15 protein-coding genes, 1 other RNA gene and 3 pseudogenes are annotated in these 18,548 nt (G+C 66.8%); 9 read left to right on the top strand and 10 right to left on the bottom strand.

The genetic code is table 11. The features are described from left to right. Positions 1–186 precede the first annotated feature (186 nt). Complete coding sequence (locus tag CN538_RS19155; RefSeq protein WP_106420454.1) at positions 187–1,371, top strand: BaiN/RdsA family NAD(P)/FAD-dependent oxidoreductase; 1,185 nt, start codon at positions 187–189, stop codon at positions 1,369–1,371. Positions 1,372–1,466: 95 nt separating this feature from the next. Here CN538_RS19155 and CN538_RS19150 read toward each other — a convergent pair whose 3' ends face one another. The 4 genes and pseudogenes from CN538_RS19150 to CN538_RS19135 all read right to left on the bottom strand — a co-directional run bounded on the left by CN538_RS19150 (position 1,467) and on the right by CN538_RS19135 (position 3,423). After that, positions 1,467–1,766, bottom strand: a complete 300-nt coding sequence (locus tag CN538_RS19150; RefSeq protein WP_035473680.1) for a YqjK-like family protein — start codon at positions 1,764–1,766, stop codon at positions 1,467–1,469. Next, positions 1,759–2,139, bottom strand: coding sequence for a phage holin family protein (locus tag CN538_RS19145; protein ID WP_233076715.1), 381 nt, complete (start codon positions 2,137–2,139; stop codon positions 1,759–1,761). Before CN538_RS19145 ends, CN538_RS19150 begins: the two co-directional genes overlap by 8 nt. Then, positions 2,139–2,479, bottom strand: a pseudogene (locus CN538_RS19140) (ElaB/YgaM/YqjD family protein). The gene CN538_RS19145 and the pseudogene CN538_RS19140 overlap by 1 nt, the downstream one beginning before the upstream one ends. Before the next feature lie 75 nt (positions 2,480–2,554). After that, positions 2,555–3,423: pseudogene (locus tag CN538_RS19135) on the bottom strand (phospholipase A). Positions 3,424–3,714: 291 nt separating this feature from the next. Here CN538_RS19135 and mscK point away from each other — a divergent pair. After that, complete coding sequence (mscK, locus tag CN538_RS19130) at positions 3,715–7,182, top strand: mechanosensitive channel MscK (protein WP_106420453.1); 3,468 nt, start codon at positions 3,715–3,717, stop codon at positions 7,180–7,182. A gap of 18 nt (positions 7,183–7,200) precedes the next feature. Here mscK and CN538_RS19125 read toward each other — a convergent pair whose 3' ends face one another. From CN538_RS19125 to CN538_RS19100, 6 genes are all read right to left on the bottom strand, one after another. After that, the gene (locus CN538_RS19125) at positions 7,201–7,950 is read right to left on the bottom strand and encodes a TlyA family RNA methyltransferase (protein ID WP_106420452.1); all 750 of its coding nucleotides are present in this window, start codon (positions 7,948–7,950) and stop codon (positions 7,201–7,203) included. Further along, positions 7,947–8,291 carry a hypothetical protein gene (locus CN538_RS21380; protein WP_207233562.1) on the bottom strand — a complete coding sequence of 115 codons (345 nt, stop codon included), beginning with the start codon at positions 8,289–8,291 and terminating at the stop codon, positions 7,947–7,949. Before CN538_RS21380 ends, CN538_RS19125 begins: the two co-directional genes overlap by 4 nt. A gap of 784 nt (positions 8,292–9,075) precedes the next feature. Further along, positions 9,076–9,441 (bottom strand): ATP-binding protein, encoded by a 366-nt coding sequence (locus CN538_RS23700; RefSeq protein WP_242495399.1) that lies wholly within the window; start codon positions 9,439–9,441, stop codon positions 9,076–9,078. Next, positions 9,417–10,112 (bottom strand): histidine kinase dimerization/phospho-acceptor domain-containing protein, encoded by a 696-nt coding sequence (locus CN538_RS23695; protein ID WP_106420451.1) that lies wholly within the window; start codon positions 10,110–10,112, stop codon positions 9,417–9,419. Before CN538_RS23695 ends, CN538_RS23700 begins: the two co-directional genes overlap by 25 nt. Beyond that, entirely contained in the window at positions 10,109–10,468 is a 360-nt protein-coding gene (locus CN538_RS23690) for a sensor histidine kinase N-terminal domain-containing protein (protein ID WP_106420450.1), read from the bottom strand. Before CN538_RS23690 ends, CN538_RS23695 begins: the two co-directional genes overlap by 4 nt. Further along, complete coding sequence (locus CN538_RS19100) at positions 10,465–11,136, bottom strand: response regulator transcription factor (protein WP_106420449.1); 672 nt, start codon at positions 11,134–11,136, stop codon at positions 10,465–10,467. Before CN538_RS19100 ends, CN538_RS23690 begins: the two co-directional genes overlap by 4 nt. Before the next feature lie 346 nt (positions 11,137–11,482). Between CN538_RS19100 and CN538_RS19095 the strand changes: the two genes are divergently transcribed. The 7 genes and pseudogenes from CN538_RS19095 (at position 11,483) to recR (ending at position 18,520) form a co-directional block, all read left to right on the top strand. Beyond that, the gene (locus CN538_RS19095) at positions 11,483–12,469 is read left to right on the top strand and encodes a Bug family tripartite tricarboxylate transporter substrate binding protein (protein WP_106420448.1); all 987 of its coding nucleotides are present in this window, start codon (positions 11,483–11,485) and stop codon (positions 12,467–12,469) included. Between the two features lie 136 nt (positions 12,470–12,605). Beyond that, complete coding sequence (locus tag CN538_RS19090) at positions 12,606–12,905, top strand: tripartite tricarboxylate transporter TctB family protein (protein WP_422917532.1); 300 nt, start codon at positions 12,606–12,608, stop codon at positions 12,903–12,905. A 4-nt stretch (positions 12,906–12,909) separates the two neighbouring features. Then, a pseudogene (locus tag CN538_RS19085) lies at positions 12,910–14,428 on the top strand (tripartite tricarboxylate transporter permease). 302 nt (positions 14,429–14,730) lie between these two features. Next, positions 14,731–14,825, top strand: an RNA gene (ffs, locus tag CN538_RS19080) — signal recognition particle sRNA small type. A gap of 354 nt (positions 14,826–15,179) precedes the next feature. Next, positions 15,180–17,504 (top strand): DNA polymerase III subunit gamma/tau, encoded by a 2,325-nt coding sequence (dnaX, locus tag CN538_RS19075; RefSeq protein WP_106420447.1) that lies wholly within the window; start codon positions 15,180–15,182, stop codon positions 17,502–17,504. 84 nt (positions 17,505–17,588) lie between these two features. After that, complete coding sequence (locus CN538_RS19070) at positions 17,589–17,915, top strand: YbaB/EbfC family nucleoid-associated protein (RefSeq protein ID WP_035473656.1); 327 nt, start codon at positions 17,589–17,591, stop codon at positions 17,913–17,915. Next, positions 17,915–18,520, top strand: a complete 606-nt coding sequence (gene recR, locus CN538_RS19065; RefSeq protein WP_106420446.1) for a recombination mediator RecR — start codon at positions 17,915–17,917, stop codon at positions 18,518–18,520. The genes CN538_RS19070 and recR overlap by 1 nt, the downstream gene beginning before the upstream one ends. The last annotated feature ends 28 nt before the right edge of the window (positions 18,521–18,548 follow it).

Here is an 18,548-nt window from a genome sequence, read left to right as displayed (position 1 = left end):
CGCATTTTCAGTGTAGTTGCAGTTTCATGACGCGCTAGGGGCGAAGCGAATCAGAGCGCGGCGAAAACGGTGTGGCGAAAAGGGGCGCGGTGTGGCCTTGCCTGTCGCTTCGCCCCCATCGCCGGGCGAAGCGGCGTTTCCCTGTTAGAATGCGCGCCCACTCACTGCCGCGGGAGCCGCCAGACCATGCCCTCATCCTATGACGTCATCGTGATCGGTGCCGGCGCCGCCGGGCTGATGTGCGCACTCACTGCGGGCTATCGCGGGCAGCGGGTCAGGGTCATCGACCACGCCAACAAGGCTGGCAAGAAGATCCTGATGTCCGGCGGCGGGCGCTGCAATTTCACCAATCTGGCCACTGCGCCGCGCCACTTCTTCTCGCGCAACCCGCACTTCGCGATCTCGGCGCTCAAGCGCTATACCCCGCAGCACTTCGTCGAGCTGGTCGAGCGTCACGGTATCGAGTATGTCGAGAAGGCGCCGGGGCAGCTGTTCTGCGCCGACTCGGCCAAGGCGATCGTCGAGATGCTGCTCACCGAGTGCGCCTGGGCCGGGGTCGAGGTCTCACTCTCGACCACGATCGAGCGGGTCGAGCGTCTGGGCGAGGGCATGCGTTTGAAGAGCTCTGACGGCACGCTCGATGCTGGCGCCGTGGTGGTTGCCAGCGGCGGACTGTCGATTCCTACCCTGGGCGCCAGCGGTTTCGGGTATGAGCTGGCGCGCCAGTTCGGGCTGGAGGTGACCGCGACCCGGGCGGCGCTGGTGCCGTTCACCGTGACCTCGCAGTGGAAGACGGCACTCGCGGCGCTATCCGGGCTCTCCTGCCCGGTGGCGGTGAGCTGCGGCGATGGTCACTACCGCGAACCACTGTTGTTCACCCATCGTGGGCTCTCCGGACCGGCCATGCTGCAGGCCTCCAGTCACTGGGAGCCGGGCATGGCGTTGACGATCGACTGGCTGCCGCATCTCGATGTGACGGAGACCTTGCGCCAGGGCCGTCGCGAAGCGCCGCGCAAGCGTCTCGCTGGCTGGCTGGGCGAGCACTTGCCGCGCCGTCTGGCCCAGGCGCTGGGCGAGTGGCAGGCGTGGCCGGATGCGCCGCTGGCGGATCTCTCCAATACCCAGATCGAGGCCCTCGCCGAGGCGCTGACGCGGTGGCAGTTCAAGCCCGCCGGTACCGAGGGCTGGCGCACGGCAGAGGTCACGCTGGGCGGTGTCGACACCCGCGCCATCTCATCCAAGACCTTTGCCGTCGAGGAGCTGCCGCAGCTGCGCTTCATCGGTGAGGTGCTGGATGTCACCGGCCAGCTGGGCGGCTTCAACTTCCAGTGGGCGTGGGCTTCGGGGGTGGCCTGCGGCCAGGCGGTGTAAATTCTGGGGAAATATAAGAGGGGGGATAAGAGAGACGACGGCCGCCGGTGAGGGCGGCCGTGCGCATGTCGCGTAACCTGGAAACGGGTCGCGGCTCAGCGCCGACGCCCGCGGGTGGCGCGGTAGAGGGCCTTGCCGCGGTTGTACATCATCAACCCGGTCAGTGCGCGCCGGAGCAGGCGGCCAGTCGCGCGGGGCTTGCGCGCGCCGCGCAGGGCGAACAGGCTGCCGGCTGCCATCAGCGGCACCCGCCAGCTCATCAGCTTCTCCCAGGCGTTATCGATCGGGGCGGTGGCATCGCGCCACTCGCGCATGGCGGCAGTCATCTCCAGGCGCTGCTGCAGAATCTCGTGTTCGAGCGCCTCGATCCGCTGACGGTGGCTGCGTTCACTCATGATCCGGCCTCAGTGCCTGGCGGTCGTGGTCGAGGTGGCGCAGTGTCGCCGCCATCAGCTTGCGCCGACGAGCCACGCGGCGCGCAGCGAGGATCAGGCCGGCGGCAATCACGAACAGGGCCCCGGCACAGATCGCGATCACCTGCAGGCGATTCTCCTCCCAGTACACCACCACGATCAGCAGCAGCAGCATGCCGACGGCGAAGGAGAGCATGATCAATCCCGCGCCGGCCAGCAGCAGTAGCGTAAGCAGTCGCTCACGCTCGGCTTCCCACTCGACCACGGCAAGACGCAGGCGCGTCTCACCTGTGTCGATCAGGTTGGCGATCAGCCGCCGCGCCGCGCCGATCACATTCTCGGCGGGCCCTGCCATCAGCGCCGCCCCAGCAGCAGCCCCAGTACCACGCCGGCAGCCGCACCGATCCCGATGCTGGTCCACGGGTTGTCGTGCACGTAGCGATCGGTGGCGTCGATCTGCTCTCGAGCGCTGTCGTAGAGGGCTTCACCGCGCGCCTCGAGACGCTCGCGCGTGTCTTGCAGGCGCTGCTGGGCGCGCTCGCGCAGTTCGGCGATGTTGCTGCGCGAGTCATCCGCGTGGCGTGGATCAGTTCCTCCACCGTCTGCGATAGATGGCGCAGGTCTTCCTTGAGTTGTGCGGTAGAGGCTTCGCGCTCGCGTTCCGGGTGTTGGCCACCGGTGGGTTGCATGGTCATGGGTGTCTTCCTTTGACAGTCGATTGGCAGAGTGCTGACGAACAGCAGTCAGCATAGTCAGCCCAGCGTCAGGCATCAACGCGTGCCGGGTATCCCGGCCAGGAAGGTGTTGATGCTGAAGCCCAGCCCGAAACGTTGAACGTCATTGTCGTAGTCGATCAGACTCTCGCCATAGCCGCGGTAGTACTGTACATAGCCGCGGACCTTGCCGAACAGCGGGAAGGAGTAGTCGAGCTGGCCGCCGTAATGGGCCTGGCCCGGGTTGCCGCGCAGCATCAGCGATACTTCCTGATCGCCGATTGCGCCACCAGGGTGAGATCGCCATAGCCGATGTAGTCCTCGAGATCCGGATTGTCATCGTCGCGATCGTTCTCGGGAATGCGCCAGTGGGGCGCCACGCTGAAGGCCCAGTCGCCACGCTGGAAGATCGTCTCCGCGTAGAGGCGGTTCCAGCTGCGTGACAGCGGATCGGAGCGTCCGTTGGACTGGTGGGCGAAACCGATCCGGTTGATGGTGTTGGTCCAGCCGAGCACGGTCCAGCTGTTGTCGAAGCTCATGAAGGCTTCCGGCTCGTAGTTGGTCTCGCGGAACGGCGAGGAGGCCTCGGAGTTGTAGGCCTGCCACCAGCTGCGCTGGGTATAGGCGAAGTAGAGATCGCCATTGCGGCCGAGGATGTCGTCGAGCAGCTTGACCTTGAAACTGAGCTGGAACTTCACCTCGGAGTGATCGACGCCGCCGTCGGTGGAGATCTCGCGGAAATCAGCCTCGTCAGGGTTGGTGTTATAGGTCCACGGCATGACGTAGTTACGCCGATAGGCGGTAATCGCCAGCGGGTTGTCGGCCGTCTCCGCTTCCAGATCCCGGCGAACCTCAGCCTTCTCGCTCGCCTGCTGGACCGGGTCGGGCGTGGCCTCCACGGTCTGGGCCAGCGCCAGCGGTGCCATCAGCAAGCCCATGGCCACGAGGCTTGAGGAGGAGAGTGAGCGGATTGGCGTCATGAGACTGTCCTGTCGATAGAGTCCTGGTCGCGAAGGCAGGTCGCGGCGGATCCGGCTTGCCGTTGGTGGCCGTGGAACGCTGCGCGCACGCACGTGGCGCGCCCCGCCCGCGCTGATGATAGAGCCAAGCGGGTGGGCCTGGCGAGTGGTGCTGGCGATCGGCGCTGAAACCCTGGAAAATCGCCCCGACGATTCCAGGGACGTTTCCCCGGGGGACGGTGTTTACAAGGAGTTGGCATGTCGGATCATCCGCTCGGGTCACTCGCCGGGCGTGCGGCCCCCGGTGCCGCGCAGCTTATCATGCGCACGCTGTTGGCAGTGTGCTTATTGCTCGCCAGCGTGGTCGCGCTGGCGCAGCAGCCGGCGGATCTACCGTCGCGGCAGCGACTCGAGACGGAACTCGACAAGCTCAAGCAGATCGAGACGCCGAGCGAGCAGCAGAAGGCCGATCTGGAGCAACTGCGTGCGGCGCTGCAGGCACTCGATGGGTTGGAAGCGACGCGTAAGGATCTCGATACGCTGGAGCGCAACGTGCGTCAGGCACCGCAGCAACGGCGCGAGCTCCAGCGCCAGCTCTCGGCGTTGAGCGATGATCGGCCGCCGGATGCCGACGCGCTCGACAAGCTCTCGGTGGATGCGCTGGCCGAGCGTACCACCGACGCGCTCGACCAGCTCGAGACGCTGCAGAACCAGTTGGCCACGGTCAATGCCCGCCTGATCAGCGCCGAGACGCTGCCGGAGCGGGCGCAGTCGGCGATGGCCGAGGCGATGGATCGGGCCGAGCAGGCGCGGGGCAAGGTGCAGACCCGCGGCGACGATCAGGACACCGCCTTCGATCCCACCCAGGCGCGCTACCGTCTGGCGCTGGCGCTGGCCGAACTGCAGACCGAGTACCACCGCCGCGAGTTGGCCAACAACACCTTGCTGCGTGAGCTCGACGTACTGCGCCGCGACCTGCTGGCGCGCCAGGTAGCGGTGCAGGAGGCTCGTCTCGACGCGCTGCAGGCGGCGCTCGATCGCGCTCGCCGGGCGCAGTCGGAACAGGCGGTGGCGGATATCAGCGAGGAGGATGCCAGCACTATCGCCGAACACCCGGTGCTGAGCGAGATCCAGGCGGCCAACCGCGATCTCAGTGATCGCCTGCTGACGGTGACCGATCGCACCAACCAGTTGATTCGACGAGCGATCGACGTGCGTTCGCAGCTCGACCGCGTGCGCCAGGTACGGCGCACCCTGAACGAGCAGATCGAGGCGATTCGTGGCAGTCCCTTGCTTTCGCGCATTCTCAACGAGCAGCGCCACGCGCTGCCCGAGCTGGATACCCTGGGCGGGCTGCAGGAGGAGATCGCGCAGACACGGCTCAGCCAGTTCGATCTCGTCGACCAGCGTGACACGCTGCGTCAGCCCGAAGTGCTAGCGAAGCAGAGCCTGGAGGATGCCGGTATCACGGTGACGCCATCGCTGGTCGAGGCGCTGGTCAAGCTGTTCCGTTCGCGCAGCGAGATTCTCCAGCAACTCGATACCGAGTACGGCAACCTGCTCACCGTGGCGATCGACCTGCAGCTCAACCAGGAGCAGCTGGCGAGCATCACCACCTCGCTGCGCGCGATCATCGAGGAGCAGCTGTTCTGGGTCGCCAGCGCGCGTCCGCTGACGCTCTCCTGGTGGCGCGAAATGCCCGTCGACATGGCGCGCCAGGTGAGCCGGGGCGAGTGGCAGCAAGCCCTGATGAGCCTGTGGCAGGTGCCCGACCTGCGCGCCCTGGGGGTGATCCCGGTGGTGCTGATCACCGGCGTGCTGCTGCTGCTGCGCCGGCGCATCAAGGTGCGCCTGCTCAACCTCCACGAGCAGATCGGGCGGCTCAAGCGCGATACCCAGATGCACACCCCGCGGGCGATCTTCTACAACGCCCTGCTGGCGGCCCACGGCCCGCTGCTGCTGGTGGCGGTGGGCGGTCTGCTGCGCCTGGGAGGCGACGATTTCGCCGAGCGCCTGGGCAGCACGCTGCTGCAGCTGGCGCTGGCCTGGGGCGTACTCGGATGGGCGCGCCGGCTGCTGGTCGCCGATGGTGTCGCCACGCGGCACTTCCACTGGTCTTCGGGCTATGTGGCGCGTCTGCGCGGGTTACTGTTGTGGCTGGGATTCTCGCTGATCCCGGTGATCCTGATCAGCGGCATCTCGCCGGGAAGTCAGGCTGAGCTGTCGAGCCGACCCCTGTCGTTGCTGCTGCTGCTCGCCGGGCTGCTGGCGATGAGCGCCATTCTGGTGCGCCTGATCTTGGCCCACGTGCCCTATTTCGGACTCAAGCTATTCCGCCTGCTGCTGGGGCTGGGCCTGGCGCTGGTGCCGCTGATCCTGGCCGGGATGATCGCGCTCGGCTACGAGTACGCCGCGCTGCGACTGGTCGGGCGCTTCATCAACTCGCTCTACCTCTTCGGGCTGTGGATTCTGGTCGAGGCGACGGTGGTGCGCGGGCTGGCGGTGGCGCAGCGGCGGCTGGCCTATCGGCGTGCGGTGGCGCGGCGGCGGGCGCAGATCCAGGAGGGCGCCGAGGGCGGGCTCGAGGTGGTCGAGGAGCCGCCGCTGGACATGGAGCAGGTCAATCAGCAGTCGCTGCGACTCTCCAAGCTGATCCTGTTCATCGGCTTCACCTTCGCCTTCTATCTGATCTGGTCGGATCTGCTCGAGGTGTTCTCCTATCTCGATCATGTGCGGGTGTGGGAGATCCAGCACGGCCAGGGCGAGGCGATGACGGTCGATCCGATCACCTTCGCCGATGTGATCATCGCCCTGATCACCCTGGCGCTGACCATGATGATGGCGCGCAACCTGCCGGGGTTGCTCGAGGTGATGGTGCTGTCGCGACTGAGCCTCAAGCAGGGCAGTGCCTATGCCATCTCGTCGCTGCTCTCCTACACCATCGTCGGCACCGGGGTGGTTGCGGCGCTGGGGACCCTCGGGGTGTCGTGGGACAAACTTCAGTGGCTGGTGGCGGCACTCGGCGTGGGTCTCGGTTTCGGTCTGCAGGAGATCTTCGCCAACTTCATCTCCGGCCTGATCATTCTGTTCGAACGCCCGATGCGGATCGGCGACACCATCACCCTGGGCCAGCTGCACGGCTCGGTCAGCCGGATTCGCATCCGTGCCACCACGGTGACCGATTTCGACCGCAAGGAGATCATCATCCCCAACAAGACCTTCGTCACCGACCAGCTGATCAACTGGTCGCTGTCGGACAACGTCACCCGGGTGGTGCTGACCTATGGGGTCGCCCATGGCTCGGATCTGGACACGGTGCACCAATTGCTGCGCCAGGCGGCCGAGGCCAACCGCCGGGTGCTCAAGGACCCCGAGCCGCAGGTGTTCTGTATCAGCTATGGGCCGACAGCGTTCAACTTCGAGCTGCGTATCTTCGTCAATGATCTGCTCGATCGGCTCTACGCCAGTGATGAGATCAACCGCGAGCTCGACCGGCTGTTCCGCGAGCACGGCATTCGTGTCGCCTTCAACCAGATGGACGTATGGCTGCACGGCGACAACGGCCAGACGGCCAAGGTTCAGAGCCGCCGTCCCGAAGAGGCGGTGGCGCTGGGCGAGCCCGGTCGGCACCAGGCGCGTAGTGGCGACGATGGCCACCTGGGTGACAGCGACGTGGGCGGTGCCGGCCCGGATGGCGGTGACGGCGGCGCGGATGGCGGGCGCTGAGGAGGGCGCCCAAGGCGCTCAGACGCGGCGTGCGTGGAGCAGGAACTCGCGATTGCCGTCGCCACCCTGGATCGGGCTCTCGCACCAGTGGGTGAGCGCCAGCCCGACGCTGCGGCAGTGGGTCTGCAGGGTCTCGGCGACCTGCGCGAAGAGTGCCGAGTCGCGCACGATGCCGCGGTCGTCGACGCGCCCCGGGCCGACCTCGAACTGCGGCTTGACCAGCGAGAAGAGTTCGCCGCCCGGCGCCAATACCTGAGCGATCTGCGGCAGGATCAGCGTCTGCGAGATGAACGAGACGTCCATGACCACGGCATCGATGCCGCCCGGCGCCAGCTCGGCGAGCGTGGCGTGGGGCAGCGCGCGGGCGTTGACCCCCTCCAGGCAGGTGACCCGCGGATCCTCGCGCAGAGTGGCGTCGAGCTGGCCGTGACCCACCTCGATACCGATTACCCGGGCGGCGCCGAAGCGTAGTGCACAGTCGCTGAAGCCGCCGGTGGACTGGCCGATGTCGAGCACGCAGAGGCCGTCGAGGCGGCGTTCGAGCGCGCTCAGCAGCGCTTCCAGCTTGAGCCCGGCGCGCGAGACGTAGCGCTCCTCCGGGGCGGTCTCGATCCTCAGCGCTGTCTCCTCGGGGAGCTTTTCGCCGGGCTTGTCGGCGACCCGCCAGCCGCGGCCATCGTCGATGCTGACATAGCCCTGGCGGATCAGCCGCTGGGCCCGGGTACGCGACCGCAGTTGGGCGGCCACCAGTTGGTCGAGACGTTTCATGGTGAGGGTGATTCCTTGGTGGTCGCGGGCAGCGGTGCCGGGTCCGCCAGTGGCCCGTCGGCAAAGGTGGTGCGGTTGGCGAACGCCTGCTGCCACTGTTCGAGCAGGGTCTGGCGCTTGAGCGTATCCAGGGTAGCGAGCAGGCCGGGGCCGATCTGGACCGGACGAATGGCGTCACCCAGGCGTTCGCGCAGGGCACCGGCGGTGCCGGGACCGCTGACCCCGGGGTCCACCGCACCGAGGGTGGTGCGGGTCGCCAGCAGCGTCTGCGCCAGGCGCCCGAGCAAAAAGTCGATGAAGCGTTCGGCGGCTTCCGGATGCGGCGCGCCACGCTGGCGCATGACCAGGCGCGCTGCAGCACCAGGGCGTAGTCGCGCGGGATCACCATCTCGAGTTCCGGGTGGTTTGCCACGTAAGCCTGGGCGTAGGAGCCGATCAGGTTGTAGCCGATCCAGTAGCGTCCCGCACTGAGCCCTGCGAGCATGGCCGAGGTAGTCGCTTCGAGCGCTGCATGGCTGCGGCCGAGAGCCGCCACCAGGTCCCAGTAGCGTGCCGAGATGCGCGCATCCTCGATGGCGTAGGTGTAGCCGGCGCCGCTCAGCCGCGGGTCGTAGGTGACCACTCGGCCCGTGAGCAACTGGGTATGGGTATCCAGGCGTGCCAGCAGTTCGGCGTGGCTCTCGGGCGCCGACATGTGTGCGGCGAGATCGCGCCGATAGACCATCACGATCGGCTCGAAGGTGAAGCCGAACAGCTCGTGACGCCATCGCGCCCAGCGCGGCCAGTCGGCCGTGACAGGGGAGTCGATGGGGCTGGAGAGCCCGGCGTTGGCCAGCTGGTACTGCCACGGCATGGCCGGCGACATGATCACGTCGGCCTGGGGCGCATCCTGCTCGTCAAGCACCCGCCGGTGCAGCGCCAGCGTATCCATATGCCGATAGACCAGCGCGATCTCCGGGTGCGCTGCTTGAACGCCTGTAGCAGCGGACGTGCCTGGGGCGGGTCGAGCAGCGCCATAGATCGTCAGCGGCGTGGCCGGCGTGGTGCTGGCGGCAAACTCCAGGGTAGCGGCCCAGGCCGGCGGGCCCAGTGCCGCTGCGCCGGCCAGGCTCAGCAGGGCGCCGCTCAAACGGCGTCGGGAAAGGTCAGGGTGATGCATAGGCCAGGCCGTTCAGGGTGAGCAGGGTCGCTGTCCGCGAGGGTGAGGCGGCAGCCATGGGCGCGGGCGATACTGTCGACGATGGCGAGTCCCAGGCCGGTGCCGGTGCCCCCCTCGCGGCCGCGATGGAAGGGGCGCAGCACCAGCAGGCGCTGCGACTCGGGGATTCCGGGGCCATCGTCTTCGACGCACAGTCGCGGTGGGTCGGCGAGCACGCTGACGGTGATGCGCCGGGCGCCGTAGAGGGCGGCGTTCTCGAGCAGATTGGCGAGCGCCTCCTCGAGCTGCCAGGCGGTGGCGGCGACTATCACCGCCTGCGCCGGACTCTCCACGCCGAGATCGACCCCGGCCGGTCGAAGCTGGCGAAGCCGCTGCGTACTGCGCGCTGGGCCAGCGCACACAGGTCGACCGGGGTATGTGCCGGGGCGGCCTCGGGATTGTTGAGGCGGGTCAGCGAGAGTAGCTGGCCGGCCAGTCGGGCGGTCTGGGCGGCGGTGGCGTGCATGCTGTCGAGGGCGCTGCGCCACTGTGCCGGGTCGGTCTGGCGCAGGGCCAGTTCGGCGCGGGCCGACAGACCTGCCAGCGGCGTGCGCAGCTGGTGCGAGGCGTCGCCGATGAAGCGCTCTTGGTTGGCCCGCACCCGGCGCATGCGGGCCAGCAGCTCGTTCAGCGTCTGACGCAGTTCGTCGAGCTCACGCGGTAATTCCAGCGCCAGCGGTGCCAGCGTACGCGGGTCGCGCTGACGGATCGCCCGGCGCAGCCGCGTCAGCGGTTCCAGGGCAAAACGCGCCGAGAGCAGGACCACCACCATCGCCAGCAGGGCGATCAGCGCCACGTTGAGCAGGCTCGCCAGGAACAGGCGGTTGGCCAGCGCCGTCCGCCCTTCCTGGGAGTGCGCCACGCGTACTTCGAAGCGGTCGCTGCGATCCCAGCCCTCCAGGCGCGAGCGGCGCACGCCCAGGCGCAGTGACAGGCCGCCGACGTCGACATCGGCGTAGCTCATCTGGCCGCTGGGCGAGGGGGGAGCTCGGGCAGGGTGCGGTTGCCGGTGACGAAGCGCCCCTGGGCATCATAGAGGGCGTAGAAGACCCGCTCTTCGGCATCCGTTGCCAGCATCTCGAGCGCCGACGGAGGCAGGTCCATCCACAGCCGGCTCTGCTGCCAGCGTACCTGCTCGGCGATCGACAGCGAGGCAGCATCGAGCAGGCGATCGAAGGCACGATCAGCGGCGGCGCGCGAGGCGAACCAGCTCTGCCCCAGGATGAGCGCCGCCACCAGCGCCAACGGACAGAGCAGCAGCACCGTCAGGCGGCGGTAAAGACTCAGATGCGCCAGGCGAAAGCGGGGGAGGGCCGTCACTGGGTTTCCAGCAGATAGCCGATGCCGCGCACCGTGCGCAGGCCGATGCCCGAGTCGGCCAGACGTCGACGCAGACGGTGCACATAGACCTCGATGGCGTTGTCGCCCACGGCCTCGCCGGCGAACGCCTCGTCGATCAGGCGCGCCTTGTCCACCGGCTCGCCGGCGTAGCGCAGCAGGCAGGCGAGCAGGCGGTGCTCGCGTGGCGGCAGAGGCAACGCCTTCTCGCCCAGGCTGAAGCGCTGACGCTGCGGATCGAGACGCAGCGCGCCCAGGCTCGGCGCTTCGTCCACGGCGCTGCTGCGGCGCCGCAGCAGCGCGCGGACACGCGCCTCCAGCTCATCGAGCGCGAAGGGCTTGGCCAGATAGTCGTCGGCACCCAGGTCTAGCCCCTTGACCCGGTCCTCGATTGCCGCCCGCGCGGTGAGAATCAGCACCGGGGTATGCCGATCCACGGCGCGCAGCGTGGCCAGCACTTCCAGGCCGCTGCGCGTGGGCAGGTTGAGATCGAGCAGCACCAGCGCATAGGGGTGGGGCTCGCAGAGGCACGCCGCAGCGATGCCGCCATCGGCGATGTGCTCGACCTGCTGTTCGGGCGTGGCGAGGGTCGCGGCGAGGGTGTCGGCGAGCAGCGGGTCGTCCTCGACCAGTAGCAGTGTCGGCGGCATGGCAGCGGCTCCTGCAGGGCCTTGGTGGTGGGTCTGCTGGCGGTGGCGCGATTGTAAACGATCGCGGGAAGAGCGCATTCAACTTTAGTTGGCATTTGCCGCGGCAGCGTTGACCGCGCGAAAGCGGGGCGCCTAAATTCCGCCTACGGGAACAGAGTTCTGCCTTACAGAATTGTAAGGTTGGCTCGATCCGCGTCGGGCGTCGCGCTGGAGGTTCTGCTTCGGCCGCCATGCAGCCTTTGGCATGACGACCTGCGCTCGACGACGTTTGAGGCATTCCAACCCTTGCTTCATCACAGCGCCTGCTTCATCACAACGCTTGCTTCATCACAAGAAAGGAGAAGCCATGATTTCCGCCAAATCCTTGAAATGGGTCGCTGCCGCGGCCCTCACGCTGGTCGCTTCCAGCGCCATGGCGTTTCAGCCCTCGGGTAAGGTCGAGTGTATCGCGCCGTCCGATCCGGGTGGCGGCTGGGACTTTACCTGCCGCAGCGTGGGTAACGTGCTCGAGGAGCTCAAGCTGGTGCCGGCCAGCGTTCAGACCATCAACATGGCGGGTGCCGGTGGCGGCGTGGCGTTTGCCCACACCGTGAGCAAGCGCAAGGGTGACGACCAGCTGCTGGTGGCCGCATCCACGGCCACCACCACGCGTCTCGCCCAGGGGCAGTTCCCGGGCATGAACGCTGACATGGTCAACTGGATCGGGGCCGTGGGCGCCGACTACGGCGTGATCGCGGTCTCCAAGGATTCGCCTTATCACAACCTCAACGAGCTGATGGACGCGATGAAGAAGGACCCGCGGGCGGTCAAGTTCGCCGGCGGTAGCGCCAACGGCGGCTGGGACCATCTCAAGGTACTGATCGCGGCCAAGGCGGCCGGGGTCGAGAACCTGCCGCGGATCCCCTATCTCTCCTACAACAACGGTGGCGAAGCGATGACTCAGGTCATCGGCGGCCACGTCGACGCCTTCACCGGTGACGTCACCGAGACCCAGGGTTTCCTGAAGTCCGGCGACCTGCGCGTACTGGCGGTGCTTTCCGACGAGCGCCTGCCGGGTGATCTGTCCAACATCCCCACTGCCAAGGAGCAGGGCATCGACGCGGTCGGCCCCAACTGGCGCGGTTTCTACATGCCGGCGGGTATCGACGACGATGCCAAGCAGTACTGGGTCGACGCCATGGACAAGCTCTACGCCAGCGACCAGTGGAAGAAGGTCATGGCCAGCAACGGTCTGATGCCGTTCCATCCCAAGGCGGATGAGTTCCAGGCCTTCGTCAAGCAGCAGATTCAGGACATCCAGGCGCTGTCCAAGGAAATCGGGCTGATTCAATGAGCAAGCTCAATGACCGCGTCTTCGGCCTGGTCATGCTGGTCATCGCCGTGGCCTATTTCTACGGCGCTACCCAGTTTCCGGTCCCCTTCGGGGATCGGAAGCCGTCGGGCCCGAGACGTTTCCCAAGATCCTGGGAGTGGTGCTGGCGATCTGCAGTCTCTACATGATCGTCAAACCCGATCCCGATAACCACTGGCCGGCGCTGCGTACCTTCGCCGAGCTGGGCATCGCGGTGGTGGTACTCGTCTTCTACGCGCTGCTGCTGGAGCCGCTCGGCTTCATCCTCGCCACCATGCTGGCGGTCGGTACCCTGTGCTGGCGCATGGGCGCCAAACCGCTCAAGGCCTATCTCACCGGGTTGATCAGTGGCGCCGTGGTCTTCGTGCTGTTCACTTATGGCCTCGAACTGCCGCTGCCGCTGGGCCTGCGGAGCTGAACTGATGGATACGCTGCACTACCTGTCGCTCGGCTTCGGCGTTGCGCTGCAGCCAGAGAATCTGATGTTCGCGCTGATGGGGTGCTTCATCGGCACCTTGATCGGCGCGCTACCCGGGCTCGGTCCGGCCAACGGCGTGGCGATTCTGATTCCGCTCGCCTTCACGCTGGGGCTCAAGCCCGAGACCGCGCTGATCATGCTCACCGCGGTCTATGCCGGGGCGATGTATGGCGGGCGTATTTCGTCGATTCTGCTCAATATCCCCGGCGACGAGCCGGCGATGATGACCTGTCTCGACGGCTATCCGATGGCGCGCAAGGGCAAGGCCGCCGAGGCCCTGGCCATCTCCGCCATTGCCTCTTCATGGGCAGTCTGATCGCCACTGTCGGCCTGATTCTGCTGGCGCCGATGCTGGCACGTTTCGCACTCACTTTCGGCCCGGCGGAGTACTTCGCGCTGTTCGTGCTGGCGTTCGCCACCCTGGGCGGTATCACCGGCAAGAATCCGATGAAGACGCTGATGGCGGCGGCCATCGGCTTGATCATCGCCACCGTGGGGATCGATCTTTCCACTGGCACCCAGCGTTATACCTTCAACGTGCTCGAGCTCTACGAAGGGGTCGACTTCATCATCGCCATCGTGGGTCTGTTCGCGGTCTCCGAGCTGCTTTTCTTCATCGAGGAGAAGGCCGGCAAGGGGCGCGAGATGATCAAGATCAATCCGCTCAGACTCAACTGGCGCGATATCACCTCGATCTTCCCGACCACTGTGCGCGGCGGGGTGCTGGGCTTCATCGCCGGGGTGCTGCCGGGGGCCGGGGCGTCGCTGGGCAGCTTCATCACCTACACCCTGGAAAAGAAGATCCTGGGCAAGAAGGGCTACTTCGGCGAGGGCGATCCGCGCGGTGTCGCCGCGCCCGAGGCGGGCAACAACGGCGCCTCCAGCGGTGCGCTGGTGCCCATGCTGACCCTGGGTGTGCCGGGCAGCGGGACCACTGCCGTGCTGCTGGCGATGCTGGTGTCGCTCAATATCACCCCCGGTCCGCTGATGTTCACCCAGAACGCTGACCTGGTTTGGGGCGTCATCGCCGCGCTGCTGGTGGGCAACTTCATGCTGCTGCTGCTCAACATTCCGCTGGTCGGGGTGTTCGTGAAGATCCTGTCGGTGCCGCCGATGTATCTGCTGCCGATCGTGACCATGGTCGCGTTCGTGGGCATCTACTCGATCAGCCACTCGACCTTCGATCTCTACTTCATGATCGCCTTTGGCGTTGCCGGCTATATCCTGCGCAAGCTGGAGATACCGCTGGTGCCGGTGATCCTGGGGCTGCTGCTGGGGCCGGAGATGGAGAAGAACCTGCGTCATGCGATGCAGATATCCGACGGTGACTGGTCGATCCTGTGGAGTAGCGGCTGTCGATCGGGCTGTGGCTGGTGGCGATCATCGGGCTGCTGTTGCCGGTGATCGTCGGGCCGATCCTGCGCAAGCGCATGCAGGCGGCCAAGACGCAGATCGGCGACTAACGCCGCTGGTGGTACGCCTTTCACGCCCCGGTGCCGGTCACCGGGGCGTTGGCGTTCCAGCGCGTGCGGAAGGGATTCGCGCACATCGGTTGCTGCCGGCCCAAGACACTGGTATAGTTTTGGCCGCTCGACAACATCTTGATGTACTTGAGGTTGTTGGCCGAAGGCAAGACGAGAGCCAAGCAGTGCAAGCAATAAGCGCCGCCTGGCAAACGTCTGCAACGATGATTGGTGATGAGATAATTCGATCGCTACCTGATCGATGTCGAAACAGCGCCGAGCATCGCGTTTATGGTGGCCCTTACCGGTCCTCCCGCAACGCTAAACCGCAAACCCCGCCAGGCCCGGAAGGAGCAACGGTAGTGGTGGCCGCGTGTGCCGGATGTGGCTGGTCGGGGCCGCCTCCATTTCCAGCCTTGGTGTTATCTGGACTGCTTGTCCGGCCTGCGTCTTTCCGCTCCCGCTGATTCAGCCTGCCTGATCTCTCCTGCCTCGATTCTGCCAAGCCGTTCTCTGACCGCTGGCGTCTTCTGCGCGCCTGTCGCTCGCGCCAGGGTCTCCATCGGGTCTGTCATGCCGGTGCGGCGTCTGGTCGGTGCTCGGTGGGAAGGCCGGCTACCTCGTCACCCTTCGTTCGATCCTGCTAGAATGGCGCGATCATCGCCGCTCCCTGAGTCAGGCCGTGCCACCGTCCGTGTGGCTGGGTCGTCCGGGAGAGGGTGTCGTCCAGCCCCAAGGAATCCCGCGTCGCATGAGTTATCAGGTTCTGGCCCGCAAATGGCGTCCTCGCACCTTCCATGAGCTGGTGGGGCAGGAGCATGTCAGTCGGGCGCTGGTCAACGCACTCGACCAGGGGCGGCTGCACCACGCCTATCTGTTCACTGGGACGCGTGGGGTCGGCAAGACGACCCTGGCGCGTATTCTCGCCAAGTGCCTCAACTGCGAGCAGGGCGTAGGATCGACGCCCTGCGGCGTGTGCCAGACCTGTCGCGATATCGACGATGGCCGCTTCGTCGATCTGATCGAGGTCGACGCCGCCTCGCGGACCAAGGTCGAAGACACCCGCGAACTGCTCGACAACGTGCAGTACGCGCCGACTCAGGGCCGCTTCAAGGTCTATCTGATCGACGAAGTGCACATGCTCTCCACCCACAGCTTCAACGCCCTGTTGAAGACGCTGGAAGAGCCGCCGCCGCATGTGAAGTTCCTGCTCGCTACCACCGATCCGCAAAAACTGCCGGTCACGGTGCTGTCGCGCTGTCTACAGTTCACGCTCAAGAACATGCCACCGGAACGGGTGGTCGAACATCTGACCCGGGTACTCGAGGCGGAGCAGGTGGCATTCGAGCCGCCGGCGCTGTGGCTGCTGGGCAAGGCCGCCGACGGGTCGATGCGTGACGCCATGAGTCTCACCGATCAGGCGATCGCCTTCGGCCAGGGCGAGATTCGTCGCGATGACGTCGCGGCGATGCTGGGCACCCTCGATCATGCGCACCTGCTGGCGCTGGCCGAGGCGCTGGCCGCGGTGGACGCCGAGCGTCTGCTGGCGGAGGTCGCTGCGCTGGCGGAGCAGGGGCCCGACTTCGCTGGGATTCTCGACGAGATCGCCGGATTGATGCATCGCCTCGCCATCGCCCAGATGGTACCCAGCGCCCTCGACAACGGTCACGGCGATCGTGATCAACTGTTGGCCATGGCCTCGCGCTTCACCGCCGAAGACGTCCAGCTTTATTACCAGATTGCGCTGCAGGGGCGCGGCGATATCGATAGCGCACCGGATACTCGCACCGCCCTGGAGATGACCCTGCTGCGCATGCTGGCCTTCCGCCCCCAGGGAGTGCCGACACCGCCGCAGACCGATCTGCCGCTGCGCGGGGAACAGCCGGCACGGGCATCGAGCGCGCCGGCTGATGTGCCGTCGGCTGCGGCGCCCTCGGCGCCGACGACCGATTCAGCGGGTCCAGCTCAGAGCGCCGCGTCAGTGGCTCCAGCGCCCCATAGGCAGACGCCGGCACCTGCCGAGCCCGCCGCGGAGGCGCCCCCGCAGGCTGCGGCGGCGGACGCGCCGCCCTGGGGAGGCGAATCAGCATCGACTGCTGCGCCCCAATCGCAGACGCCGGCAGCTGCCGAGCCCGTCGCGGCAGCGCCTCGACAGGCCCCGGCGGCGCATTCAGCGCCCGAGACACCCCCGGCGGCGCCCTCGGGTGCTGTAACTGAAATGCCGGCATCGTCGACTGCCGAGCCCGCCGCCGTGGCGCCTCAGCAGGCTCCGGCGGCGGATGCACCGCCTTGGGCGGTCGACTCAGCGCCAGCCGCTGCGCCATCGGCCGTCGATTCAGCGGCCCCGACACCGGCCGTCGATTCAGCGACCCCGACGCCGGGCGTCGATTCGGCGGCCCCGATACAGGCCGCTGATGGCCAGCAGTCGACGTCGCCGGCCGCTCGCGAGCCCGAGGCGCCAGTGGCCACGGCGGTCGAATCACCAGCCGAGGGCGCCTGGGATGCCGATCCCGTCTTCGATGACGTCGATCTGGCCCAGGACCAGGCCGCCGCCGAAGCGGCTTATGCCGATTGGCAGTCCGCGCCGGCACCTGCCGCACCGGCGACGCAAGAGATCGACGAGGAGCCCCGGCCGGTCGCATCCAGCGCCGCTGCACCCATGGCGCCTGCGGCGGCGGGTGAGCATCTGACCCACGCGGCCTGGCTCGAGCGGTTCGATACGCTGGAGATCGGCGGTCTGACGCGTAATCTCGCCGCCCACTGCGTGGTGGCCCATGATGATGGCCAGACCCTGGCGCTGACGCTCGATCCGGGGCAGTCGGCGATTCTTTCCGAGATGCACGTCGAGCGCATCACCAAGGCGCTCGCCGCGCAGGGCTTTGCGCGCCGCGTGACGATAGAGGTGGGCCCGCTCGACGGTCGCCTGGAGACCGCCCGCGACAAACGCGACCGGGAAGCGCGCGAGCGTCATGCGCAAGCGGTTGAAGCGCTGCGCGGCGACCCGCACGTTCAGGAGCTGGAGTCGCGCTTCGGCGCCCGGCTGCTGGAAGAGAGCGTGACCAGCGATCGCGCCTGAACGCATGATCGGTTTTCGCGAACGCCGGTGCAGTCTGAAATTTCCCGTTTCAATCGATTCAATCGTCGTTCCAAGGAGTGCGAGATGTTCAAAGGTGGCATGGGTAACCTGATGAAGCAGGCCCAGGAAATGCAGGAAAAGATGCAGCAGGTGCAGGAAGAGATCGCCCAGATGGAAGTCTCGGGTGAAGCTGGCGCCGGCATGATCAAGGTCACCATGAATGGTCGCCATGACGTCAGCCGGGTCGAGATCGATCCCTCGCTGATGCAGGAAGACAAGGAGCTGCTCGAGGACCTGCTCGCCGCTGCGGTCAATGACGCCTCACGCAAGGTGGAGAGCCAATCCAAGTCGCGCATGGAAGAGGTCTCTTCCGGCCTCAATCTGCCACCGGGCATGAAGCTGCCGTTCTGATGAGCTTTTCGCCGCTGGTCGAACAGCTGCTGGAGAGCCTGCGCGTGCTGCCAGGCGTCGGGCCCAAGACTGCCCAACGCATGGCGCTGCATCTGCTCGAACGTGACCGTGAGGGCGGCCGTCGTCTGGCCGAGGCCCTGGTGGAAGCCGTGGAGTCGGTCGGTTACTGCGAGCGTTGCCGCACCCTGACTGAGGAGACGCTGTGCGGCGTGTGTCAGGACGCACGACGCGACCCACGCCTGCTGTGCGTGGTCGAGTCGCCGGCCGACATGCTGGCGATCGAACAGGCCGGCGGCTATCGCGGTCAGTACTTCGTGCTGCATGGCCATCTCTCGCCGCTCGACGGCATCGGCCCTGACGATATCGGTCTTGATCAGTTGGAAGCGCGGTTGGCGGCAGAGACGGTCGATGAGGTGATTCTCGCCACCAACCCCACGGTCGAGGGCGAGGCAACCGCGCACTACATCGCCGAACATCTGGTGGGGCAGGCGGCCAAGCTCTCGCGCCTGGCCTATGGGGTGCCCATGGGGGGCGAGCTGGAGTATGTCGATGGCGGCACGCTCAGTCGCGCCTTCCTCGGGCGCCAGCCCTTCGCCCGCGAGTGAGTCGCATCCTGCGCGGCCTAACCGCCGT

The organism is Salinicola tamaricis (assembly GCF_003006155.1).
GTDB lineage: Bacteria > Pseudomonadota > Gammaproteobacteria > Pseudomonadales > Halomonadaceae > Salinicola > Salinicola tamaricis.
Note: the sequence above shows the minus strand (reverse complement) of the source record. Positions and strands in the feature narration are given on the sequence as shown.

What these genes read in the sequence shown, in the direction of transcription:
- CN538_RS19155 (WP_106420454.1), top strand. Translation starts at nt 187, where the DNA reads ATGCCCTCATCCTATGACGTCATCGTGATCGGTGCCGGCGCCGCCGGG.
- CN538_RS19150 (WP_035473680.1), bottom strand. Translation starts at nt 1,766, where the DNA reads ATGAGTGAACGCAGCCACCGTCAGCGGATCGAGGCGCTCGAACACGAG.
- CN538_RS19145 (WP_233076715.1), bottom strand. Translation starts at nt 2,139, where the DNA reads ATGGCAGGGCCCGCCGAGAATGTGATCGGCGCGGCGCGGCGGCTGATC.
- mscK (WP_106420453.1), top strand. Translation starts at nt 3,715, where the DNA reads ATGTCGGATCATCCGCTCGGGTCACTCGCCGGGCGTGCGGCCCCCGGT.
- CN538_RS19125 (WP_106420452.1), bottom strand. Translation starts at nt 7,950, where the DNA reads ATGAAACGTCTCGACCAACTGGTGGCCGCCCAACTGCGGTCGCGTACC.
- CN538_RS21380 (WP_207233562.1), bottom strand. Translation starts at nt 8,291, where the DNA reads ATGCGCCAGCGTGGCGCGCCGCATCCGGAAGCCGCCGAACGCTTCATC.
- CN538_RS23695 (WP_106420451.1), bottom strand. Translation starts at nt 10,112, where the DNA reads ATGAGCTACGCCGATGTCGACGTCGGCGGCCTGTCACTGCGCCTGGGC.
- CN538_RS19100 (WP_106420449.1), bottom strand. Translation starts at nt 11,136, where the DNA reads ATGCCGCCGACACTGCTACTGGTCGAGGACGACCCGCTGCTCGCCGAC.
- CN538_RS19095 (WP_106420448.1), top strand. Translation starts at nt 11,483, where the DNA reads ATGATTTCCGCCAAATCCTTGAAATGGGTCGCTGCCGCGGCCCTCACG.
- dnaX (WP_106420447.1), top strand. Translation starts at nt 15,180, where the DNA reads ATGAGTTATCAGGTTCTGGCCCGCAAATGGCGTCCTCGCACCTTCCAT.
- CN538_RS19070 (WP_035473656.1), top strand. Translation starts at nt 17,589, where the DNA reads ATGTTCAAAGGTGGCATGGGTAACCTGATGAAGCAGGCCCAGGAAATG.
- recR (WP_106420446.1), top strand. Translation starts at nt 17,915, where the DNA reads ATGAGCTTTTCGCCGCTGGTCGAACAGCTGCTGGAGAGCCTGCGCGTG.